This is a genomic window from Alsobacter sp. KACC 23698 (assembly GCF_045348435.1).
Taxonomy (GTDB): Bacteria; Pseudomonadota; Alphaproteobacteria; order Rhizobiales; family Beijerinckiaceae; genus Alsobacter.
Genome location: NZ_CP157484.1, coordinates 4,445,532 through 4,466,544 on the forward strand (window position 1 = coordinate 4,445,532; position 21,013 = coordinate 4,466,544).

23 protein-coding genes are annotated in these 21,013 nt (G+C 71.3%); 9 read left to right on the plus strand and 14 right to left on the minus strand.

The window, feature by feature from the left end; all coding sequences use genetic code 11:
• Positions 1–27: 27 nt before the first annotated feature.
• Positions 28–981, minus strand: a complete 954-nt coding sequence (locus ABEG18_RS21175; protein ID WP_406855024.1) for an acetyl-CoA carboxylase carboxyltransferase subunit alpha — start codon at positions 979–981, stop codon at positions 28–30.
• A 108-nt stretch (positions 982–1,089) separates the two neighbouring features.
• A complete protein-coding gene (locus ABEG18_RS21180) occupies positions 1,090–1,854 on the minus strand; it encodes a class I SAM-dependent methyltransferase (protein ID WP_406858669.1) in 765 nt (254 codons plus the stop codon).
• 165 nt (positions 1,855–2,019) lie between these two features.
• On the opposite strand from ABEG18_RS21180, the gene gloB reads away from it, so the two are divergent.
• From gloB to ABEG18_RS21195, 3 genes are read left to right on the plus strand one after another with little or no spacing between them, the layout of a single operon-like run.
• Complete coding sequence (gene gloB, locus ABEG18_RS21185) at positions 2,020–2,787, plus strand: hydroxyacylglutathione hydrolase (protein WP_406855025.1); 768 nt, start codon at positions 2,020–2,022, stop codon at positions 2,785–2,787.
• A 23-nt stretch (positions 2,788–2,810) separates the two neighbouring features.
• Entirely contained in the window at positions 2,811–3,245 is a 435-nt protein-coding gene (locus tag ABEG18_RS21190) for a cupin domain-containing protein (protein WP_406858670.1), read from the plus strand.
• Positions 3,246–3,268: 23 nt separating this feature from the next.
• Positions 3,269–4,039, plus strand: coding sequence for a GNAT family N-acetyltransferase (locus ABEG18_RS21195; RefSeq protein WP_406855026.1), 771 nt, complete (start codon positions 3,269–3,271; stop codon positions 4,037–4,039).
• 7 nt (positions 4,040–4,046) lie between these two features.
• Here ABEG18_RS21195 and ABEG18_RS21200 read toward each other — a convergent pair whose 3' ends face one another.
• The 3 genes from ABEG18_RS21200 to ABEG18_RS21210 form a co-directional block, all read right to left on the minus strand.
• A complete protein-coding gene (locus ABEG18_RS21200) occupies positions 4,047–4,952 on the minus strand; it encodes a DMT family transporter (protein ID WP_406855027.1) in 906 nt (301 codons plus the stop codon).
• 106 nt (positions 4,953–5,058) lie between these two features.
• The gene (phbB, locus tag ABEG18_RS21205) at positions 5,059–5,784 is read right to left on the minus strand and encodes an acetoacetyl-CoA reductase (protein ID WP_406855028.1); all 726 of its coding nucleotides are present in this window, start codon (positions 5,782–5,784) and stop codon (positions 5,059–5,061) included.
• Between the two features lie 112 nt (positions 5,785–5,896).
• Complete coding sequence (locus ABEG18_RS21210; protein ID WP_406855029.1) at positions 5,897–7,075, minus strand: acetyl-CoA C-acetyltransferase; 1,179 nt, start codon at positions 7,073–7,075, stop codon at positions 5,897–5,899.
• Positions 7,076–7,326: 251 nt separating this feature from the next.
• On the opposite strand from ABEG18_RS21210, the gene phaR reads away from it, so the two are divergent.
• Positions 7,327–7,926 carry a polyhydroxyalkanoate synthesis repressor PhaR gene (gene phaR, locus ABEG18_RS21215; RefSeq protein ID WP_406855030.1) on the plus strand — a complete coding sequence of 200 codons (600 nt, stop codon included), beginning with the start codon at positions 7,327–7,329 and terminating at the stop codon, positions 7,924–7,926.
• Positions 7,927–7,943: 17 nt separating this feature from the next.
• Here phaR and ABEG18_RS21220 read toward each other — a convergent pair whose 3' ends face one another.
• Complete coding sequence (locus ABEG18_RS21220; protein ID WP_406855031.1) at positions 7,944–9,674, minus strand: EAL domain-containing protein; 1,731 nt, start codon at positions 9,672–9,674, stop codon at positions 7,944–7,946.
• A 202-nt stretch (positions 9,675–9,876) separates the two neighbouring features.
• On the opposite strand from ABEG18_RS21220, the gene ABEG18_RS21225 reads away from it, so the two are divergent.
• Positions 9,877–10,146 (plus strand): hypothetical protein, encoded by a 270-nt coding sequence (locus tag ABEG18_RS21225; protein WP_406855032.1) that lies wholly within the window; start codon positions 9,877–9,879, stop codon positions 10,144–10,146.
• Positions 10,147–10,181: 35 nt separating this feature from the next.
• Here ABEG18_RS21225 and rpmF read toward each other — a convergent pair whose 3' ends face one another.
• On the minus strand, positions 10,182–10,367 hold the full coding sequence (gene rpmF, locus ABEG18_RS21230) for a 50S ribosomal protein L32 (RefSeq protein WP_406855033.1): 186 nt from the start codon (positions 10,365–10,367) through the stop codon (positions 10,182–10,184).
• Between the two features lie 252 nt (positions 10,368–10,619).
• Between rpmF and ABEG18_RS21235 the strand changes: the two genes are divergently transcribed.
• The gene (locus tag ABEG18_RS21235) at positions 10,620–11,291 is read left to right on the plus strand and encodes a class I SAM-dependent methyltransferase (protein WP_406855034.1); all 672 of its coding nucleotides are present in this window, start codon (positions 10,620–10,622) and stop codon (positions 11,289–11,291) included.
• Positions 11,292–11,296: 5 nt separating this feature from the next.
• On the opposite strand, the gene ABEG18_RS21240 is transcribed toward ABEG18_RS21235, so the two are convergent.
• Entirely contained in the window at positions 11,297–12,373 is a 1,077-nt protein-coding gene (locus ABEG18_RS21240) for a patatin-like phospholipase family protein (RefSeq protein ID WP_406855035.1), read from the minus strand.
• 2 nt (positions 12,374–12,375) lie between these two features.
• Positions 12,376–13,161 (minus strand): 3-hydroxybutyrate dehydrogenase, encoded by a 786-nt coding sequence (locus ABEG18_RS21245; RefSeq protein ID WP_406855036.1) that lies wholly within the window; start codon positions 13,159–13,161, stop codon positions 12,376–12,378.
• Positions 13,162–13,314: 153 nt separating this feature from the next.
• Between ABEG18_RS21245 and ABEG18_RS21250 the strand changes: the two genes are divergently transcribed.
• Together ABEG18_RS21250 and ispG are read left to right on the plus strand one after the other, a co-directional pair.
• Positions 13,315–13,881 (plus strand): transcriptional repressor, encoded by a 567-nt coding sequence (locus tag ABEG18_RS21250; protein WP_406855037.1) that lies wholly within the window; start codon positions 13,315–13,317, stop codon positions 13,879–13,881.
• 69 nt (positions 13,882–13,950) lie between these two features.
• On the plus strand, positions 13,951–15,318 hold the full coding sequence (gene ispG / locus ABEG18_RS21255; protein ID WP_406855038.1) for a flavodoxin-dependent (E)-4-hydroxy-3-methylbut-2-enyl-diphosphate synthase: 1,368 nt from the start codon (positions 13,951–13,953) through the stop codon (positions 15,316–15,318).
• Positions 15,319–15,327: 9 nt separating this feature from the next.
• On the opposite strand, the gene ABEG18_RS21260 is transcribed toward ispG, so the two are convergent.
• Both ABEG18_RS21260 and ABEG18_RS21265 read right to left on the minus strand, forming a co-directional pair.
• Positions 15,328–16,032, minus strand: coding sequence for a DUF1345 domain-containing protein (locus ABEG18_RS21260; RefSeq protein ID WP_406855039.1), 705 nt, complete (start codon positions 16,030–16,032; stop codon positions 15,328–15,330).
• Positions 16,029–16,955, minus strand: a complete 927-nt coding sequence (locus tag ABEG18_RS21265) for a polyprenyl synthetase family protein (RefSeq protein ID WP_406855040.1) — start codon at positions 16,953–16,955, stop codon at positions 16,029–16,031. The genes ABEG18_RS21260 and ABEG18_RS21265 overlap by 4 nt, the downstream gene beginning before the upstream one ends.
• 175 nt (positions 16,956–17,130) lie before the next feature.
• On the opposite strand from ABEG18_RS21265, the gene mtgA reads away from it, so the two are divergent.
• Complete coding sequence (gene mtgA / locus ABEG18_RS21270) at positions 17,131–17,811, plus strand: monofunctional biosynthetic peptidoglycan transglycosylase (protein WP_406855041.1); 681 nt, start codon at positions 17,131–17,133, stop codon at positions 17,809–17,811.
• A 9-nt stretch (positions 17,812–17,820) separates the two neighbouring features.
• Here the strand turns inward: mtgA and ABEG18_RS21275 are convergent, their stop codons facing one another.
• From ABEG18_RS21275 to ABEG18_RS21285, 3 genes are all read right to left on the minus strand, one after another.
• Complete coding sequence (locus ABEG18_RS21275; protein WP_406855042.1) at positions 17,821–18,030, minus strand: hypothetical protein; 210 nt, start codon at positions 18,028–18,030, stop codon at positions 17,821–17,823.
• A gap of 189 nt (positions 18,031–18,219) precedes the next feature.
• Positions 18,220–18,702 carry a GNAT family N-acetyltransferase gene (locus ABEG18_RS21280; RefSeq protein ID WP_406855043.1) on the minus strand — a complete coding sequence of 161 codons (483 nt, stop codon included), beginning with the start codon at positions 18,700–18,702 and terminating at the stop codon, positions 18,220–18,222.
• A 133-nt stretch (positions 18,703–18,835) separates the two neighbouring features.
• Positions 18,836–21,013 (minus strand): DUF6600 domain-containing protein, encoded by a 2,178-nt coding sequence (locus ABEG18_RS21285; RefSeq protein ID WP_406855044.1) that lies wholly within the window; start codon positions 21,011–21,013, stop codon positions 18,836–18,838.

The following is a 21,013-nucleotide window of genomic DNA, read 5'->3' on the forward strand; positions in this document are numbered from 1 at the left end:
AACAGCCTGGCGTCTGTCGCGCCTTGGCTAGAGCTTCCGGCCTACGGCCAAAAACTTCTCAGCACGTTTGGCACGAATCTCGTCCCGCGAAAAGCCCGTGAGCTGCGCCAGCTCGGCTTCGAGCGCCTGGCCGGCCGCCTGCACGGCCGCATCGGGATCGCGGTGCGCCCCGCCGGCCGGCTCGGGCACGATGCCGTCGATGACGCCGAACTTCAGCAGGTCCTGCGCGGTGATCTTCATGTTGGTGGCGGCGTCCTGCGCCCGCGCGCTGTCGCGCCACAGGATGGACGCCGAGGCCTCCGGCGACGCCACCGTGTAGATGGCGTGCTCCAGCATCAGCACCGTGTTGCAGCTGGCGATCGCCACCGCGCCGCCCGATCCGCCCTCGCCGATCACCAGCGCGACATTGGGCGCTCCCAGCGCCAGGCACGCGTCCGTGGACCGGGCGATGGCCTCGGCCTGGCCGCGCTCCTCCGCACCGATGCCCGGATAAGCGCCGGCGGTGTCGACGAAGCTAAGCACCGGCAGGCCGAAGCGGTCGGCGAGCTCCATCAGCCGGGCGGCCTTGCGGTAGCCCTCCGGCATGGCCATCCCGAAATTGTGCTTGAGGCGGGTCTCGGTGTCGGCGCCCTTCTCCTGGCCGATGACGCAGACCGACTGGCCGCGGAACCGCCCGAAGCCGCCGATGATGGCCTCGTCCTCGCCGAACACCCGGTCGCCGGCCAGCGGCGTGAAGTCCTCGATCAGGGCCGACAGGTAATCGACGAAATGCGGCCGCAGCGGATGGCGCGCCACCATGGTCTTCTGCCACGGGGTCAGGGCTGCGTAGAGGTCCTTCAGCTGGGCCCCGGCCTTCGCCTCGAGCTGCTCGATCTCCTTGGCCAGCGCGGGCGAGCCGCTGCTTTCGGCGACGCTGCGCAACTCGTCGGCCTTGGCCTCGAGCTCCGCGACGGGCTTTTCAAAGTCGAGATAGCTTCGCATCGGGCGAATGTCGGCGCCTGTCGCTGGGGGCGGAGGTGATCCGCCCGGTGAAAACAAGCCCCGCATGGGGGGAGCCTGGGCGGCGGATAAGTGGCCCGCCGCGCCCTGTTAGTCAAGCGACGCCATGCGCGCCGGGTCCGGGAGCCGGGACGCGGGCGCGGGCGCCAGCACCGGCCGCATCCGCGTCGCGACGCGCCGGGCCTGCCGCACCGCCACCGGCCGGTACAGCGTTTTGGTCGCCTCGATGATGTGGACGCCGGCGAAAGGCAGCGCCAGCGTCACCCCCACGCGCTCCCACGCGATGGCCGACTTCAGGAAAGCCCGGCGGGGAATCGGCGGCACATAGAGCGCCTCGGCCCAGTGCACGGGCGAGAACAGCGCCTCCCGCAGCACGCCGGTGAGCTGGCCGCGCGAGAAGGGCTGGCCCTGCCCAAACGGCGTGGTGTCCATGCGCGCCCACAGGCCGCGCCGGTTCGGCGCGACGATGATGAGCCGCCCGCCGGGGTTGAGGATGCGCCACATCTCCGTCAGCAGCTCGCGTGGGCTCTCGCCCGTCTCCAGCGCGTGCACGACCAGGATCCGGTCCATGGACGCGTCCGGCAGGGGCATCATGTCCAGTTCCGCCAGCGCGGTCGCCGACAGCCCGTTGGGCGGCCAGTTCACCACGCCCTGCGCCGCGCCCATCACGGCGATGGTCCGCTCCGCCTCATGCGTGAAGGCGTCCAGATAGGGCGTGGCGTAGCCGATCCCCAGCACCGCCATGCCGGACACGTTCTCCCATCGCGCCCGGATGGCGCGGCCGAGCAGGCGCCGGGCCACGGCGCCGAGCGGGCCGGAGTAGAAGGTGCGCAGGTCGACGACGTCGAGACTCATGGCGGACCGATGATGGACGATGGCGTCATGCGCGCTTGCGCTCCGGTGGGCGGCAGCCATGAAGCAGAACGCCATTGCCGGATGCAAGGCGCCACCCGACAATAAGCGCCTGACACGCCCGTTCCAGGGCCGCCCGCGGGCGGCCCGATCCCCCACAGGTGACCCATGCCCGCCGAGATCCGCCAGTTCATCATCGCATCCGACAATTTCGGAGTGCTGCTGCATGATCCCTCGACCGGGGCGACGGCGTCCATCGACGCCTGCCAGGAGGAGCCTATCCTGAACGCCCTGAACGAGGCCGGGTGGACGCTGACCCACATCCTGGTGACCCATCACCATGACGACCACATCGCCGGCATCCCGGGCCTGAAGGCGCGCACCGGCGCCCGCGTGATCGGTCCCGCCAAGGACCAGGACCGCATCCCCGGCATGGACCGCGGGCTCAGCGAGGGCGACGCCGTCATCGTCGGGTCGCTCGGCGCGACCGTCATCGAGACGCCCGGGCACACCCGCAACCACATCAACTATCACTTCCCGGAGGAGCGGCTGCTGTTCTCCGGCGACACGCTGTTCTCGCTCGGCTGCGGCAGGCTGTTTGAGGGCTCGCCCGCCGACATGTTCAAGTCGCTGGGCAAGCTCGCGGCCCTGCCGGACGAGACCCGCGTCTATTGCGGGCACGAATATACCCTGTCCAACGCCCGCTTCGCGCTGACCGTGGATCCGGACAACGCCGCCCTCAGGGCCCGGGCCGCCGAGGTGGAGCAGCTGCGCGCCGCCGGCGCCTTCACGCTGCCGACCACCATCGGCCGCGAGAAGGCCACCAACCCGTTCCTGCGCGCCGCAGACCCGGCGGTGGCCGCGGCCGTCGGCATGGCGGGCCGCAGCCCGCTGGAGGTCTTCACGGAGCTGCGCGAGCGCAAGAACCGGGCGTGACCGTGAGCGGCGAAGACCCGTCCATGACGGCGGCCGAGATCGTCGCCCTGCTCGGCCTGGAGCCGCACCTTGAGGGCGGCTTCTTCCGCGAGACCTTCCGCGACCCGATGCGCGGCCCCGACGGGCGCGCCGCCTCCACGCTCATCTACTTCCTGCTGCGCGCCGAAGACGTGTCGGAGTGGCATCGGGTGGACGCGGTCGAGACCTGGCACTATTACGCCGGGGCGCCGCTGGTCATCACCCTGTCGCCCAACGGCCATGACGCGTCCGCGCATCATCTCGGCCCGCATCTGCGCGTCGGCCAGCGGCCGCAGATCGTCGTTCCGGCCGGCTGCTGGCAGACCGCCGTCAGCCTGGGGGCCTGGACGCTGGTCGGCTGCACGGTCGCGCCCGGTTTCGAGTTCTCCGGCTTCGAGCTCGCCCCGCCGGACTGGCGTCCGACGCCGCGGCGCGCCTGAGCCTGCATCGCAAGGAGCCGCCCATGGCGGACATGACCGCCGAAACCCGTCCCGACCCCGCGCTGGCCCTGACGGCCGCGCTGGAGCGCCACAGCGCCCGCGCCTGGCCGGCGCCCGAATATGTCGCCGTGCATGGCTGGGAGCTGCGCTTCGCGCCGGGCTCGCGGTCCCGCCGGGTCAACTCGCTGACCGCCGTCAAGCCCGAGCCCGGGCGTTTCGGCGAGACGCTCGCGCTCGCCCGCAAGCTGTGCGCCCAGCGCGACGTTCCCTGCACCGTGCGGCTCACCCCGCTCGCCGGCGAGGAGCCGGCGCGCGAGCTGGCCGGGATGGGGTTCGACATCGACCAGGACGCCACCTCGGTGATGGTCGCTCCGGTGGGCCGCTTCGAGCCGCCCGCGTCGGTCTCGATCCTGGACTGCGTCACCGAGGGCTGGCTCGACGGCATGGCGGCCTCGGGAGCGAGCCCGGACGAGCGCCTGCTGATCGGGCGGCTGGTGGACGCCGTGCGGATGCCCCAGGGCTTCGCCACGGCCTTCGCGCAGGACGGGCCCGCCGCCTTCGGCCGCGTCGCATGCGAGAGGGGCGTCGCCGGGATCTTCCATGTCTGCACCAACCCGGCGTCGCGCCGGCAGGGCCACGGCCGCGCCCTCATGGAGGCGCTGCTCGCCTGGGCCAGGGCGCAGGGCGCGATGCGCGCCTATCTGCAGGTCGTCGCCGCCAACGCGCCGGCGGTGGCGCTCTACCGGGACTTCGGCTTCCGCGAGGCCTACCGCTACTCCTATGTGACGCTCTGAAAGCCGCTCAGCGCCGGCGCAGCGCGTCCAGGCTGGCCAGCAGCGCGCCGGCGACGATCAGCCCGGTCGCGGCGGCCAGCGACCAGGTCGCCGAAGCGAAGCCCGCCGCGACCAGGATGATGGTGGACAGCACCGGCGCGGCGTAGGAGGCGACGCCGAGGAGCCGGATGTCGCCGTGCTTCACGCCGTGGTCCCACAGGTAGAACGCCGCCCCGACCGGGCCGAGGCCGAGCCCGACGATAGCGAGCCATTGCGTCGCGCCCGTCGGCCAGACCGTGGTCTCGAAGGCGAGATGGCACGCCAGCGACAGCGCCGCCGTCACGAGGCAAAAGCCCACCACCGCGTCGGTCGGCACCGCGCCGAAGCGCCGCGACAGCACAGAATAGCCCGACCACACGAAGGCGCAGGCCAAGGCGAGCCCGTAGCCGGGCGCGTAGCGCGGATCGAGCGACAGCCCGCCCGTGCGGCCGGCGATCAGCACCGCCACGCCGGCGAGGCCCATCAGGGCCCCGGCCACGTGGACCGGCTTCAGCCGTTCCCCCGGCAAGAGGGCGGAGAACAGCACGATGAGCAGCGGCCACAGATAGGCGACCAGCCCGGCCTCGGCCGGCGGGGCCAAGCGCAGCGCGGCGAAATAGAGCGCGTGATAGCCGAAGAGGCCCCCGACCCCGAGCAGCCAGACCGGCCAGGGCTGCGCTAGGCTGCGCGCCGCGGCGGGCCGCGCGACCCAGCTCAGCGCCCCCATCGCGCCCCCGATCGCGAACGTCATGGCGGCCAGCTGGAAGGGCGGAGCCGTCCCGGACGCCGCCGTCATCAGGGCCAGCGACGACCACAGCAGGATGGCCCCGAAACCGGACAGGGTCGCGGCGAAGGAGGAGCGTGCGGGAGTGGCGATCAGGGACGGCGCGTTCACCGCGCAGGTCTAGCCATTCCGCGCCGGCATGAAAAGCGCCGATCTGGCCCGCGGGGCTTCCAGCCCGCACCGGGCGCGAGCGCCCGATGCGAAGCCGGAGCGGACCTCAGGTCATCGCCTGCCCGCCATTGGCTGAGATGGTCGAGCCGGTGATGAAGCCGGCGTCGTCCGAGGCCAGGAACGCCACGATCCGGGCGATCTCCTCCGGCTCGCCGAGGCGGCCCACCGGGATCTGCGGGATGATGCGGGTCTTCAGCACGTTCTCGTCGATGGCGCGCACCATCTCGGTCCCGATATAGCCGGGGCAGATGGCGTTGACGGTGATGTTCTTGGCCGCGCCCTCCTGGGCCAGCGCCTTGACGAAGCCGAGATCGCCCGCCTTGGAGGCCGAATAGTTCACCTGGCCCATCTGGCCCTTCTGGCCGTTGATCGACGAGATCACGATCACGCGCCCGAAGCTGCGGTTGCGCATCCCCTCCCAGACCGGGCGGGTGACGTTGAACAGGCTGTCCAGGTTGGTGCGGATGACGGCCGACCACTGGTCCTTGGTCATCTTGTGGAAGAAGCCGTCCCGGGTGATGCCGGCGTTGTTGACCAGCACGTCGACCGGGCCGAGTTCGGCCTCCACCTTGGCGACGCCGGCCGCGCTCGCGTCGAAGTCGCCGACGTCCCACTTGAACACCGGGATGCCGGTCTCGGCCTTGAAGGCCTGCGCGGCCTCGTCGTTTCCGGCGTAGTTCGCCGCGACGTTGAAGCCGGCCGCCTTCAGCCCCTTGCTGATGGCCGCGCCGATGCCGCGCGTGCCTCCCGTAACCAGTGCAACTCTGGCCATGGCGTCATCCTCTCCCTGATGGGTCCGCGATGCGGGACTAGCGCCCGTCTGCGGCCTGGTTCAGCCGCGGGCCGGGGGTTTCCCCCGGTCCGTCGAGCCGTCGAGCCGGAGCTTAGCGCTCCAGGCACATGGCGATGCCCATGCCGCCGCCGATGCACAGCGTCGCCAGGCCCTTCTTGGCGTCGCGGCGGTTCATCTCGTGCAGCAGGGTGACGAGCACGCGGGCTCCCGAGGCGCCGATCGGATGGCCGATCGCGATCGCGCCGCCGTTGACGTTCACCTTGTCGGTGTCCCAGCCCATGTCCTTGTTGACCGCGATGGCTTGCGCGGCGAAGGCCTCGTTGGCTTCGATCAGGTCGAGGTCGCCGACCTTCCAGCCGGCCTTCTCGAGCGCCTTGCGGGAGGACGGGATCGGCCCGGTCCCCATCACGGCCGGATCGACGCCGGCCGTCGCCCAGGAGGCGATGCGGGCCAGCGGCGTCAGCCCGCGGCGCTGCGCCTCGGCGGCCGTCATGATCACCAGCGCGGCCGCGCCGTCATTGATGCCGGAGGCGTTGCCGGCCGTCACGGTGCCGTCTTTGGAGAAGGCCGGCCGCAGCTTGGCGACCGCCTCGTAGGTGGTGCCGGGGCGGATATACTCGTCCTGGTCGACGATGATGTCGCCCTTGCGGGACGCCACCGTGAAGGGGACGATCTCGTCCTTGAACTTGCCGCCGGACTGGGCCGCCTCGGCCTTGTTCTGCGAGGCCGTGGCGAAGCGGTCCTGCTCCTCGCGGGTCAGCTGCCACTTGGTGGCGACGTTCTCGGCCGTGTTGCCCATGTGGTAGCCGTGGAACGCGTCCAGCAGGCCGTCCTTCAGCATCGTGTCGACGAGCTTGAGCTCGCCCATCTTCTGGCCGTTGCGCAGGTGGGCCGCGTGCTGCGCCTGCGACATCGATTCCTGGCCGCCGGCCACGATGACGCGGGCGTCGCCGTTGGCGATCTGCTGCATGCCGATGGCGACGGCGCGCAGGCCCGAGCCGCAGAGCTGGTTGAGGCCCCAGGCGGTCTTCTCCTGCGGCACGCCGGCCTTCATGGCGGCCTGGCGGGCCGGGTTCTGGCCCTGGCCGGCTGCGAGGATCTGGCCGAGGATGACCTCGTCCACCTCGTCGGCGGCGACGCCGGCGCGCTCGATGGCCGCCTTGACGGCCGCCGCGCCCAGCTCGTGGGCGGGCGTGTTCGCGAAGGCGCCGTTGAATGAACCCACGGCCGTGCGCGCCGCGCTCACGATCACGATGTCGGTTGCCGCCATGTTGCTTCCTCCTGGATGTGACGTCCGCCTGCGGGAGCGCATGTTCGCTCTCGTCCGGATGTTAATGGCATCTTTCCGACGCGCTTTGCGCAGCGTCAAGACGCGCAAGGGCCCGGCGTCTCAGCCTTTGGTGGCGGATTCGCCTCTCTATTGACCAAAGTCTCATTATACGGGTTGTGCGCTGCGCAGAACGGCTTATCGTCTGGGATAGATCGCCGGCCTCCGTCCGAGGCGTTTGTTCAGCGAAGACAATGGCCACCGAAAAGCAACCGACCGTCATCAAGAAATACGCCAATCGGCGTCTATACCACACCGGCACGAGCACTTACGTCACGCTCGACGACCTGGCCGGCATGGTGAAGAAGGGCGAAGACTTCGTTGTTTTCGACGCCAAGACCGGCGAGGACATCACCCGCTCCGTTCTGACCCAGATCATCTTCGAGCAGGAAGGAAAGAGCGGGCAAAACCTGCTTCCGATCGCATTCCTGCGCCAACTGATCCGGTATTACGGCGACAGCATGCAGGCCCTGGTGCCCAGTTACCTGGAGCATTCCATCCAGATGCTGACCCAGAACCAGCAGAAATTCCGCGATCACCTGTCGACGACCTTCGGCCCGAATACGTTCGGCTCCGCCGCGTTCAGCGCGATGGAGGAGCAGGTCCAGAAGAACATGACGGTGTTCCGGGACGCGCTGAAGATGTTCACGCCCTTCCCGATCCCCGGCGAGGACGCCGCCGCCCAGCCGGGCGCGCCGGCGGCGAAGTCCGCGGAGACCGAAGCCGGCGAGCTCGAGCAGCTGAAGCGGCAGCTCTCAGACGTGCAGAAGCGCCTCGACAAGCTTTCGGGCTGACCCGCTCCGGCGGCGCGTCATATCAGCGCCGCGGTCAGGGCCGGCCCGGCGGGCGTGACGGGCTTGACCGTCTGGCCGAACAGCTCTCCCTGCAGGTAGTCCACGCCCCATCCCTCCAGGATGCGGGCCGTTTCCTCGTCCTGCACCCACTCGGCCACGGTCGGCACGCCGAGATGGCGGGCGAGATCGACCAGCGTCCGGACGAAGAAGCGGTCGTCGGTTGAGCGGCCGAGATTCTGCACGAACGCGCCGTCGATCTTGATCAGATCGAAGTTCAGGTCGCGCAGATGCCGGAACGAGGTGTGACCCGAGCCGAAATCGTCGATCGCCACCCGGATCTGCAGCGCCCGCATGGCCTCGATGGCGCGCTGCGTCGCCTCCAGGTCCTCGATCGCGCAGGTCTCGGTGATCTCCACCACCAGGCGGCGGGCGATGTCGGGCGCGGAGCAGAGGCGCCCGGAGAGCGCCTCCACCCAGTCGGGCTGGCGCAGCGTGGCGCTGGACACGTTGAGGGAGAGTTGCGCGGCCGGCAGCTCGACCAGTTCGGCGACCACCAGGTCCAGCATCCGGTGGTCGATCAGTTGCACGAGGCCGAGCTTCTCGGCCACCGGCACGACCTGCGAGGCCGGCAGCAGCGCGCCGTCGCGTCCCACCACCCGCACCAGCGCCTCGTGGTAGACAGTCTTGCGTGAGCCCGCCTCCACGATCGGCTGCAGCGCCATGGTGACACGCCTGTCGTTGAGCGCGGCCAGGATCTCGTCGGTGAAGCGGCGGTTGCTCTGGCGCCGGGCGTCGCGGCGGCGATCCGGCGCGAAGGCCACGAAGTTGCGGCTGGGCGACAGCTTGGCGTCGTTCAGCGCCTCCTCGACATGCTGCATGGCCTGCGCGGCGGTCTGCCCGAAGCGCGGCAGCAGGATGCCGCCGATGCGCACCGACGCGCCGATCGGCCCGGCCGACGTCGGCATCGGCTCCGCCCGCACCGCGTCGACGAAGCGCTGCGCCGCGATCGGCATCTGCTCCTCGCCGCAGCCCATCAGGATCACGGCGAGCTTGTTGCCCGAGTAGCGCGCCAGGCTGTCGCCCCGGCGCATGACCGCCCGCAGGCGCTGCGCCGTCCCGGCGATCACCTCGTCGGCGGCGTCGAGGCCGAAGGCCTCGTTGATGTCGGCCAGCCCCTCGATGCCGATCAGCGCCACGCCGAGCGAGCGCTGCTGGCGGCGCGCCAGCGCGATCTCCTCGCCCAGCGCCTCGGCGAACTGCGCCCGCGTCATCGCGCCGGTCAGGTCGTCCACGCCGCTCGCCGCCGTGTCCAGCACGGGTTCGGCCACCACCCGGACCACCCCGTGGACGCGCACGGGCCGGCCGTCAGCGCCCGCGAACCACCGGCCGGTGTCCTGCACCCAAAGGGGCGGCCCCTTGCCGGCCTTGACCGCGTAGGTGGTCTGGAACGGCGCGCCATGCCCGTCGTCGCGCTGGCCCGAGCGCGTCACCGCCTCATAGCGCGACGAGCCCGAATCCGGCGCGATCAGCCGCGCATAGGCCCGCCCCGACGCGATCGCCGAGACGTCGGGAAAGCCGAACAGCGCGGGCGCATTGCCGCCCCAGGCGATCTCGTCGGAGGCCATGTTCCAGGTGTAGAGCGTCTCGCCGATGGAGCTCAGCACGACCCGAAGGTCGGCGATCGTCGCCGCCACGAGGTCTTCCGACCGGGAGGGCGTCCCAGAGGCTCCGTCTCGCCGGTCGTCCATGGGCCGAAAGCCTCGTCATCCGCAGGCTGGAGAGCTGCGCCGTCCACAAGCCAAGGCGTTGCGCGCCGTTGCGGTCCCACGGTGAAGGAGCGAAGGTTAAGGCGGGGTTAATGCGGGCCGGGAGCGTGAGGCAAGGCTCTTGCAGCGCAGCCCGGAACCCGCAGGGGGCCGTTTCGTTTCGAGACGAACAGGGATGATCCGGATGAGCGAGGTCGAGCAGCAGGGTCGGGCCGTCGCGGTGATCGCGCCGCTCGATCCGGCGCGCGCCGAACCGGCCCGGGATTCCGAGAGCCTGCCGGGCGCGCCGCGCGCCGACGCGGCCTTCCTGGCGCAACTCGTCGCCATGCGCGAGGCGCTTCCATCACAGCGCGCCAAACGCAGAGCGGCGCCGGATGAGGGCGCCGCTGCGTATCGATCTTCGTCGGTGTTGCGCAGGCCCGCGACTCGCGCCGGCCTCGACGTCGTCGCCTGAGCGACGCGGCTCCCGCAGGAGCCGCCCGCGGCGGCTTACGCCTCGGTCTTGACCTTCAGCACCTGGCGACCGCGATACATGCCGGTCTTCAGGTCGATGTGGTGGGGACGGCGCAGCTCGCCCGAATCCTTGTCCTCGACATAGGTCGGGTTGGCGAGCGCGTCCGCCGACCGGCGGAAACCGCGCTTCATGGGAGACGTCTTTCGCTTCGGAACGGCCATGGAACTCTCCGGCGTATCAAGGGTGGCGATCGGGCGTGAACAGGCCTTCGGCCGCCAGCCGCAAATTCGAAGCCGGGCTTATACAGGCATCGGACAGGCGTGGCTAGAGCCTTTGGGCGCGTATTCCGGGCGGATGTCCGAGCGCGGGCGGATCGGCCGGACTCCCGCCGCGCCGGATGGTATCACGACGCGCGCCCCCAGGCCGCGCCGTCCCGTCCGGGGCGCGCCGGCGCGGGGCCGCGGAGATCCTGCGTGACCAGCGCCATCCCGACTCTCGACCGCGCGGAGTTCATCCGCCTCAACACCGAGCTCCTGCCCACCCCGCATGCGCCGGAGATCCGGCTCCATGTCGCCACCGTGGCGACCGAGCTGTGGTCGAAGACCGAGGAGGAGCTCGGCGAGATCGGCCTCGCGCCGCCCTTCTGGGCCTTCGCCTGGGCCGGCGGGCAGGCGCTGGCCCGCTGGATCCTGGACCATCCCGAGACGGTCCGGGGCCGGCGGGTGCTCGACTTCGCCTCCGGCTCGGGCCTGGCCGGGATCGCGGCCGCGATGGCGGGGGCCGCGCGGGTCGAGGCGACCGACATCGACGCCTTCGCGCTGGCGGCGATCGGGCTCAACGCCCGCGCCAACGGCGTCGCGATCGAGGCCGCCCTCGGCGACGTCGTCGGGCAGGACCGGGGCTGGGACGTCGTCCTGGCCGGCGACGTCTGTTACGAGCGCGACATGGCCGCCGCCGCGGCCGCGTGGCTGGAGGGCCTCGCCCGCCGCGGCGCGACGGTGCTGCTGGGCGACCCCGGCCGCAGCTATCTTCCCAAGGACCGGCTGGTCGCCCTGGCGGCCTATCAGGTGCCCACCACCCGCGATCTCGAGGACGCCGAGGTCAAGCGCACCACGGTCTGGCGCTTCGCCGACGCGAAGGGCTGACGGCGTCAGGCCAGCTCGGCCTGCAGGTCCAGCGTGCCGTCCACCCCGATGGCGTCGAAATGCTGCTTCAGGAACCGGTGGCCGGCCTGCCGGCCGATGTCGTGCAGCTGGGTGAAGAACGCCCAGTCGGCCTGCAGCTTCGACGAGGCGCCGAAATGGCGCAACTCGTCCTGCGCCTCGATGCGGTGCATGCGGATCCGCTTGTAATGCGTGTCCTTCAGCCGGCCCGCGTCGAGCAGGCGGCGCACGAAGTCGATGGCCCGCAGCTCGTGCAGCAGCGAGGCGTTGAACGTGATCTCGTTCACCCTCTCCAGGATGTCGTGGCTCGTCTCGGGCGTCTCGTTGCGGCTGATCGGATTGATCTGGACCAGGATGATGTCCTCGGTCTTCGTCTCGGTGAAGAACGGGAACAGCACCGGGTTGCCCATGTAGCCGCCGTCCCAGAAGGGCTGCCCGTCCACCTCCACGGCCTTGAACAGCGTCGGCAGCGCCGCCGACGCCATCAGCATGTCGGCGGTCAGCTCCTCGCCCCGGAACACCCTCACCTTGCCGGTATGCACGTTGGTGGCCGCCACGAAGAGCTTCGGGTCGGCATGCTCGCGCACCCGGGCGAAATCGATGTGGCTCTCCACCACCGAGCGCAGCGGGTTGATGTCCAGCGGATTGAACTCAGAGGGCGACAGCATGGGCGGCGTGAAGGAGCCGAACCAGCCGGCGCCGCCGTTCGAGCCGAGCCGCCACGCGCCCAGGAGCATGTCGAAGATCGCCCGCTGCGGGCCCTGCAGCTCGCCGTCGATGGCGACCGCGCGCCAGAACGCCGCCAGCTTGCGCCGCGCCGCGTCCGGGCCGCCGCCGGCGATGCCGCAGACCACCATGGCGGCGTTCATCGCCCCGGCGCTGGTCCCGCTGAGGCCCTCGATCTCGAGCCGGCCGTCCGCCAGCAGCGCGTCGAGGACGCCCCACGTGAAGGCGCCGTGCGCCCCGCCGCCCTGCAAAGCGAGGTTGACGCGCTTGCGCGTCGCCGGCGCGGGGACCGGGGTCCTGGGCTGGGCGGCGGCCTTGCGGCCCGCAGAGGCGCTCATGCTCACTCCGCCGTCCAGCCGCCGTCGACCGAAAGATTCGCGCCGGTGATCTGGGCGGCCGCGTCGCCGCACAGGAACAGCGCCAGGGCGGCGACCTGCTCGACGGTGACGAACTGCTTGGTCGGCTGCGCCTGCAGCAGCACGTCGTGGATCACCTGCTCGCGCGTCAGGCCGCGGGCCTGCATGGTCTCGGGGATCTGCTTCTCCACCAGCGGCGTCCACACATAGCCGGGCGAGATGCAGTTGGCCGTCACCCCGAAGGTCGCCAGCTCCAGCGCCACCGTCTTGGTCAGCCCCGCCAGCCCGTGCTTGGCGGTGACGTAGGCGGCCTTGTAGGGCGAGGCCACGAGGGAATGGGCCGAGGCGGTGTTGATGATGCGCCCCCATTTGCGCGCCTTCATGCCCGGGACGGCGGCCCGGATGGCGTGGAAGGCGGCGGACAGATTGATCGCCAGGATGGCGTTCCACTTGTCGACCGGGAACTCCTCGATCGGGGCGACGAACTGGATGCCGGCGTTGTTCACCAGCACGTCGACGGAGCCGAAGCGGGCCTCGGCTTCCGCTATCATGACCGCGATCTCGTCCGGCTTCGTCATGTCGGCGGCCGAATAGGCGGCTTTGACGCCGAACTCGGCCTCGATCCCCGCCCGCTCGGCCTCGATCGCGGCGGCGTCGCCGAAGCCGTTGATGACGACGTTGGCCCCGTCCCGGGCGAAGGTGCGGGCGATGGCGAGTCCGATGCCGGAAGTCGAGCCCGTGACGACGGCGGTCTTGTTGGCGAGCGACATGAGAGGCCTCCAGGGTGGACGCGATGCGTGTTCGCAATTGCAGCAAACCCCCGGTCCTTTTTCTGTGGCGCCGCACCATGAAGTCAAGGCATGGCCGCGTTGCAGGTGGCTGCGGCGGACGGGCGTGCTACATAAAGGGGCGTAGAGGACCTCATGGCCGAACACGCCCTGCCCCGAGCGGGCCACCATCACGAGCACGCGCACCATCCCGGCGAGGGCGGCTGCGCGCATGCGCAGGACCACGCCGCCCGCGGCCCGGCCGCCCTCGCCGAGGCGGAGAGCGCCTGCGCGGCCCGCGGCCTGCGGCTCACGCCGATCCGCCGGCAGGTGCTCAATGCGCTCTACGCCACGCACCGGCCCATGAGCGCCTACGACCTCATCGACCGGCTGGCTGCGGAAGGCGGCGCCAAGCGCCTCGCCCCCATCACGGTCTACCGGGCTCTCGATTTCCTGCTGGAGAACGGCTTCGTCCACAAGCTGGAGAGCCGGAACGCCTTCATCGCCTGCCCCTTCCACCATGCCCCCGGCGATCTCGTGGTGTTCATGATCTGCGAGGAGTGCGGCGGGGTCGACGAGGCGGTCTCCGACGAATTGCGCGGCGCGCTGTCCCACCTGGCGGCGGCCCAGGGCTTCAGGCCCAGCGCCAACGTCATCGAGCTCGCCGGCTGCTGCGCCCATTGCGGCGAGCCGGCGCACGCTCCGCCCGCCGGTCGCGCTTGACCGCGCCGGCGCCCTGTCGCACCCCTTCCCGAAGAGCCGCCCGAGCCGCTTGAGAGTCAGGACTTCGCCATGACCATCGCCGCACCGCAGGCCAGTTCGCTCCAGGGCCTTCCACACCAAGAGGGCCTTTCACGCCAAGAGGGCCTCCCACCGCAAGAGGCCCTGCCGCCGCCCGTCGCCTCCGGCGCGGCGGAGCGCCTGCGCACCGTCGGGGTCCGGGTGGGCGCCGTGCTGGTCGGCGGCGGCGCGCCGGTCGTGGTTCAGTCCATGACCAACACCGACACCGCCGACATCGACGCCACGGTGGCGCAGGTGGCGGCGCTGGCGCGCGCCGGCTCCGAGCTGGTCCGGATCACCGTGGACCGGGACGAGGCGGCCGCCGCCGTGCCGCATATCCGCGAGCGGCTCGACCGGCGCGGCGTGTCCGTCCCGCTCGTGGGCGACTTCCACTATATCGGCCACAAGCTCCTGGCTGACCATCCGGCCTGCGCGCAGGCGCTCGACAAATACCGGATCAACCCCGGCAATGTCGGCTTCAAGGAGAAGAAGGACCGCCAGTTCGGCGCCATCGTCGAGCTCGCCATCCGGTACGGCAAGGCGGTCAGAATCGGGGCGAACTGGGGCTCGCTCGACCAGGCCTTGCTGACGCACCTCATGGACCTCAACGCCGCGTCGGCGGCGCCGCTGGACGCCCGCGCGGTGACCCGCGAGGCGATGGCGCAGTCGGCGCTGCTGTCGGCGCAGCGCGCCGAGGAGATCGGCCTCGCCCGGGACAGGATCATCCTGTCCGCCAAGGTCTCCGCCGTGCAGGAGCTGATCGCCGTCTACCGCATGCTGGCGCGGCGCTCCGACTACGCGCTTCATCTCGGCCTCACCGAGGCCGGCATGGGATCCAAGGGCATCGTGGCGTCGTCCGCCGCCATGGGGGTGCTGCTGCAGGAAGGCATCGGCGACACAATCCGGGTCTCCCTCACCCCCGAGCCGAACGGCGACCGCACCCTGGAGGTGAAGGTCGCGCAGGAGCTGCTGCAGACGATGGGGTTTCGCACCTTCGTGCCGCTGGTGGCCGCCTGCCCCGGCTGCGGCCGCACCACCTCCACCGTGTTCCAGGAGCTGGCGCGCGATATCCAGGACTGGATCTCGACCTCCATGCCGGAGTGGAAGGCGCAATATCCCGGCGTCGAGAACCTCAACGTCGCCGTCATGGGCTGCATCGTGAACGGCCCGGGCGAGTCCAAGCACGCCGACATCGGCATTTCGCTGCCGGGCACCGGCGAGACCCCGACGGCCCCCGTCTTCATCGACGGCCAGAAGGCCGCGACGCTGCGCGGGCCCGGAATCGCGGCGGAGTTCAAGACCATGGTGGCCGACTACATCGAGCGCCGCTACGGCGTCGCCTCGGCCAAGACCAGGACTGCCCAGACCGCGGCGGAGTAGCCGCCCGGGTCAGCCGCCCGGCCCGGAGCCGATCAGCCCCGCCGCGATGTTGATGGTCAGCGCCAGGATGGCGGTGTTGAACAGGAACGACACCACGCCGTGCACCAGCACGATGCTGCGCATCCCGGACGCCGTGACGTCCACGTCCGCGGTCTGCGCCGCGCAGCCGATCACGAACGAGAAATACAGGAAGTCGTTGTAGCCGGGCGAGGCCTCGCCCGGAAACTTCAACCCCTCCCGGTCCTTCTGCTCGTCGCAGGCGTAGAACTCGTGGGCGTAGTGCATCGCGAAGACGACATGCGTGAAGGTCCAGGACAGCAGCACCGTCACCCCCGCCAGCGCCATGGGGCCGGCCTGCAGCACGCCCTGGACGCGCCCGTTGACCAGCTCCGCCACGATCGCGGCGAAGCTCGCCATGGTGGCTCCCACGATGAGCAGCAGGATGGTGAAGCGGTTCTCGTCGTTGAAGGCGGAGCGGCTGCGGATGAGGTCCACGTCCGAGCGCCGCATCATCGCGACGATGAGGCCGATATAGAGCAGCGTCCCGAGATCCCAGGCGATCAGCAGCCTCGTGCTGAACCGCAAGCCGCCGGGCAGGGCCAGCAGCGTCGCCGCCGCCAGGGCGGCGCTCGCCAGCAGCCGCCCGCGCGCCTGGACGATCCGCCGCAGGCGATCCGGCAGGGCGGCGCGGCCCATGCGATCCGCGCCGCTCACGACGTGCGCGCGATGACGAACCGCGCCGCCTCGCGCAGCACGTCCGCCTCGGGCCCGAATCCCGCCAGGGCGAGCTCCGCCGCGAGCGCGAGCCGGTCGCGCTCCGCCTTGGCCTCCTCCAGGCCGAGCGCGGCGACCAGCGTGGCCTTGCCCCGGCCCGCGTCCTTGCCGGTGGCCTTGCCCATCGCGTCGGGGCTGGCCTCGACGTCGAGAATGTCGTCGGCGACCTGGAACGCCGCCCCGAGCGCCTTGCCGTAGGCCACGATGGAGGCGCGGTCGTCGGCGTCCGCCCCCGCCATCATGGCCCCGGCCTCGGCCGCGAAGGCCAGAAGCGCTCCCGTCTTCATGGCCTGGAGGCGACGCACGTCGTTGGCGTCCATCGCGCCCGCGCCCGCCTCGCCGTAGCGGCCCTCGGCCTGCAGGTCGAGCATCTGGCCGCCCGCCATGCCGCCCAGTCCCGCGGCCCGGGCGAGCCCCAGCACGAGATGGGCCCGCACCTGCGCGTCGTGATGCGTGGCGACGTCGGCCATCACGTCGAAAGCCAGCGTCAGCAGCGCGTCGCCGGCCAGGATGGCGGTCGCCTCGTCCTGCGCGCGGTGCAGCGTCGGCCGGCCGCGGCGCATGTCGTCGTCGTCCATGGAGGGCAGGTCGTCATGCACGAGCGAGTAGCAATGGACCATCTCCAGCGCCGCGGCGGCGCGCAGGGCCGCTTCGCCCTCCACCCCGCACATCCGCGCCGTCTCCACCAGCAGGAACGGACGCAGCCGCTTGCCGCCCCCGAGCGCCGCGTAGCGCATGGCGTCGAGCAGGCGCGCCGGCCGGGCGATCTCTCCGGCCAGCGGCTCGGGTCCGAGCAGAGCGTCGAGCATGTGCTCCACCTCCGCCGCGCCGGCGTTGAGCCGAGCCTCGAAATCCGCCGTCATGGGCGCCCTCCCTGTCAGGCGGGCGAGTCCAGTCGACCGGCCCGGCCCCGCATCCTAGCGCAAACGCCCGCGCCGAACCCTCGCCGCTTGCCTGACGCGGGGGAATGCGTCAAGGCTCCGTCGTCAACGGCACATGGGGCGCCCGATCGCACGTCGCAGATCATCGCTGGGCTGGTTGGGGCGGATCGTTCGCTGGATCCTGGCGCTGACGCTGGCGCTCGCGGGCGTCCTGGTCGCGGTGACGCTGCTCGATGCGGTCGTTCCGCCCGTCTCCACCCTGATGCTGGGCCGCTGGGCGACCCTGAAGCCGGTGGACCGGCGCTGGGTCCCCATCGAGGCGATCTCGCCCCGTCTCGTGCACGCCGTCATCCTGTCCGAAGACGCGCGGTTCTGCTCGCATGACGGCGTGGACTGGGACGCGCTGCGCACCGTGCTGGGCGACGCGGACGAGGACGGGCCGTCGCGCGGGGCCTCGACCATCACCATGCAGACGGCCAAGAACCTCTTCCTGTGGCCGTCGCGGTCCTATGTGCGCAAGGGCCTGGAGCTGCCGCTGGCGCTGTGGCTCGACCTCGTCTGGTCGAAGAGGCGCGTGATGGAGGTCTATCTGAACATCGCCGAATGGGGCCCGGGCGTGTTCGGCGCCGAGGCGGCGTCGCAGGTCTATTTCGGCAAGAGCGCCGCAGACCTCAGCGTGCGCGAGGCGACGCTGCTGACGAAGTCGCTGCCCAATCCGCTGAAGCGCAACCCCGCCAAGCCCAGCCGCGGGCTGCAGCGCCTCGCCGCGAAGCTGTCGGGCCAGCTCGGCGACGCGGAGCCGTGGGTCCAGTGCGTGCGGGTCGGCCGCAGCCGGTAATGCGGAGGTTCAGCGCTGGCATAGGGCCGGGGTCGGCAGGGAGCGCCGCCCGAGAAAGGCCCCGCCCCGGCGGATCGACGCCGCTGGAGCCGCCATGAAGCTGCGCGTGGCTGCGGCTTCGCAGCGGTCGGCGTATCCGGGAGCGGTCGCCAGCACGGCGCGCAGGCGGGCGATCCCCTCGGGATCCCGGTGCAACGCTTCGGCCGTCAGAACCGTCATGCTCGCCTCCTGGCGTCGCGACCCGTGGCCGGGCCGCCTTGACGCAACGTTAACCATTCCGGGCGGATCGCATGTGCGCCAGCGCACTTTGATTCGCGGTTAACAAAAGATGACGAGCCAATCGGACGGCCGAAAGGCGCAACATTGTCCGATTTCGGGCAAGGCCTCCGCCGAGGACGGGCCGGGTTCTCAGAAATCGAGGCGCCAATACTGGCCGACGAGATCCTGGCCGAAGCTGTGGTGCTTCTCCTCCGAGACCAGCCTGAAGCCTTCGTCCACGTAGATTTTCCGGGCCGCCGTCAGGATGTCGTTGGTCCACAGCGTCACGCTCAGGTAGCCGGCCGCGCGGGCGAAGCGCAGGCATTCGGCGACCAGGGCCCGACCCACGCCCTGCCCTCGCGCCGAGGGTTCGACATAAAGCATGCGCAGCTTGGCGACCTCGTCCGTGTCGCGCACCAGGAACACGGATCCGAGCGTCCGCCCGTCGCGCTCGGCGATCCAGCAGCGCTCGCGGCCTGGCTTGAACTCGCGGAGGAACGCCGCCGCGATCTCGGCCAGCAGCGCCTCGAACTCCTCGTTCCAACCGTATTCCTGGCAGTAGAGCGCCGCCTGGCGGTGGATCACCCAGCCCATGTCGCCGGGCCTGTGCTCGCGCAGTCGCAGGTCCGCCATCTCTCGTCTCCCTGGATCCCATCCTAGGCGAGCCGGCGCGCAAAAAAACCCCGGAGCGCGAGGCCCCGGGGTTGGCTGCGGAAGACGGCGAACCGTCGACCTGACTACTCGTGCGGGCCGAAGCCCTGATCTCTCACTCGTCCGTGCTCGGCTTGCGCGCGCCGCCGCCGGCCGCGGACGGCGACGCCGACGCGCCTCCGGCCGATGCGCCGCCGGAGCGCCCGCCGCCGGCCTTCTCGCCGGCCTCCGGGCCGCCGCGCGTCGCGCCCGTCGTCACGTCGGACCCGGGGGCGGAACGGCCCTGGGCCCGCTGCGGCGAGGCTTCGCCGCTGCGGCGCTCGGCCGACTCGCCGGCCGGCTTGGCGCCGGAGCCGCTGCGCTCCTGGGCGGTCGAGGACGAGGCCGCGCCCGGGGAGCGCTTCTCGGCCGCGGCGTTGGTCCGGGACGAAGCGCCCTTCTCCTCGCCCTTGCCTTCGGCGCTCCTGGCCTTGTCGCCGGAGCCGGACGGGCTCGCGGTGGCGGCCTTCGAGCCGGGCTGATCCGTCTCGGACGAAGCCTTGCCGGCCGTGTCCTTGTCCCCGGCCTTGGCGCGCTCGGCCGTGCTGCGGCCCGCCTTGCCCTTCTCGCCGGCCCTCTCGGCCTGCGCGGCGGGCTTGGCGCTCTCATCCTTGCCTGCGGCGGACTGCTTGCCGGCGCGATCGCCCTGGCCCTGCTCGGCCGTCGACTTGGCGGCTTCAGACTTGCCGGACTCGGCCTTGGCCGACTCGGACTTGGAGGCCTCAGACTTGGAGGCCTCAGACTTCGCGGCCTCGGATTTGGCCGCCGCGCCGGACTTGGAAGGCTCGCCGGAACGTGCCGCCGACGAGGTCGACGACTTGGCGTCCGGCGTGGGGTTGGCCGCGGTCGATCCGGCCTTGTCGCCGGTCGTCCCGCCCGTGGAGGCGCTGGAGGCAGGCTTCTCGCCGGGCGAGGTCTGCCCCGAAGGCGCCGCCGCGGAGCCCGACGGCGCCGCGCCGGGCGCAGCCGGCTGCGTCGCCGAGGGCCGGCTCGTATCCGCCGAACCCGCGGCCGGCTGGCCGTTCTGCCGCCCCTGCTGGTCCGAGGCGCCGCCCGTGGTGGCCGAGCGCGACGTGGCGGAGTCGGCGCCGGTCGACCGGGCCTCGGTCGAGATCTCCCGCACCTGCGCCGGCACGGCGACCGTCTCGGCCCGCGGCAGGTTGCGCGACTGGATGCGGATATTGGTCTCGCGCTCGATCACCGTCGGCTGGATCGCGAAATTCACCGCGATGGAGCCGCGCCGCTCGACGCGGCCGATGGGGCGCGTCTCGGTGTAGATCTCGGTCACCCGCTCCGGGCGCACCTCGACCTCGGTGATCCGCTCCGCCGTGATGTCGCGCGTCGGCACGAACACCCACTCCTCCTCCTCGACGCTGGAGCCGCCGCGGCGGGTCGTCGTCGTGGTGGTCGTGGACTTGGACTTGCCGGATGCGCGCGCGACCTTCGGAGCGTTGTCCGGCGGCAGCGGACGCCAGCCGACATGCTCCTTGCTGCGCCGCCATTCCACCCAGGCCGGGGCCCATTCGGTGTCGGCCACCCAGACCCAGCCCTGGTCGGGATCGTCGTACCAGCGGCCGTAATGATAGGTCACCTCGGCCCAGGGCTCGTCGGACTCAAAGTACCAGCCGACCTTCTCGTTGAAGATCCAGTGGCCGTTCGTGTAGGGCTTCCAGCCCCGGTCGACGCCGCGCGGGCGGAAAGCCTCGCCCAGCTTGTCGATCCGCACATACTCGCCATTGTGGCGCACCCGGTCGCGCAGCTCGTCCACCGTGACCTTGACGGAGGCGTTCTGGCCGAGGTCGCCGCCCTGGCGAGCCGCCGTAGCCGCCCCGCCGCCATTCTGGCCGGGGGACGCGGCGGAACCGCCGTTCTGCGTCGCGGAGCGCGCCTGGTCGGCCGATTGCGCATCCCGCGCCTTGCCGCGCTCGGCGCTGGAGCGGGTCGGATCTCCGGACAGGGCGCCGGAATTGGGCGGCCCGGCATGGCCGCTCCCGGCGGCCTGCTCATGCGAGCCGGGCGTCTCGCGGGCGCCGGACTGGGCGCTGTTGCGCCGCATCTCGGCCTTGGGGGCGGCGTCGCGGGCGGACGATGGGCTTTCCGCCCCGGATCGAGAGCCGCTTGCGGCCGGCGCGGTGGCGGCCGGAGAGCCAGAACTGGTCTGCGCCTGCGCGCCGAGGCCGGGCGCCAGAACGGCGGCCGCGGTCAAGAGCGCCGCGATGGCCGCGCCTGAAAAGAAGTCGCTGCGTTGAGCCAT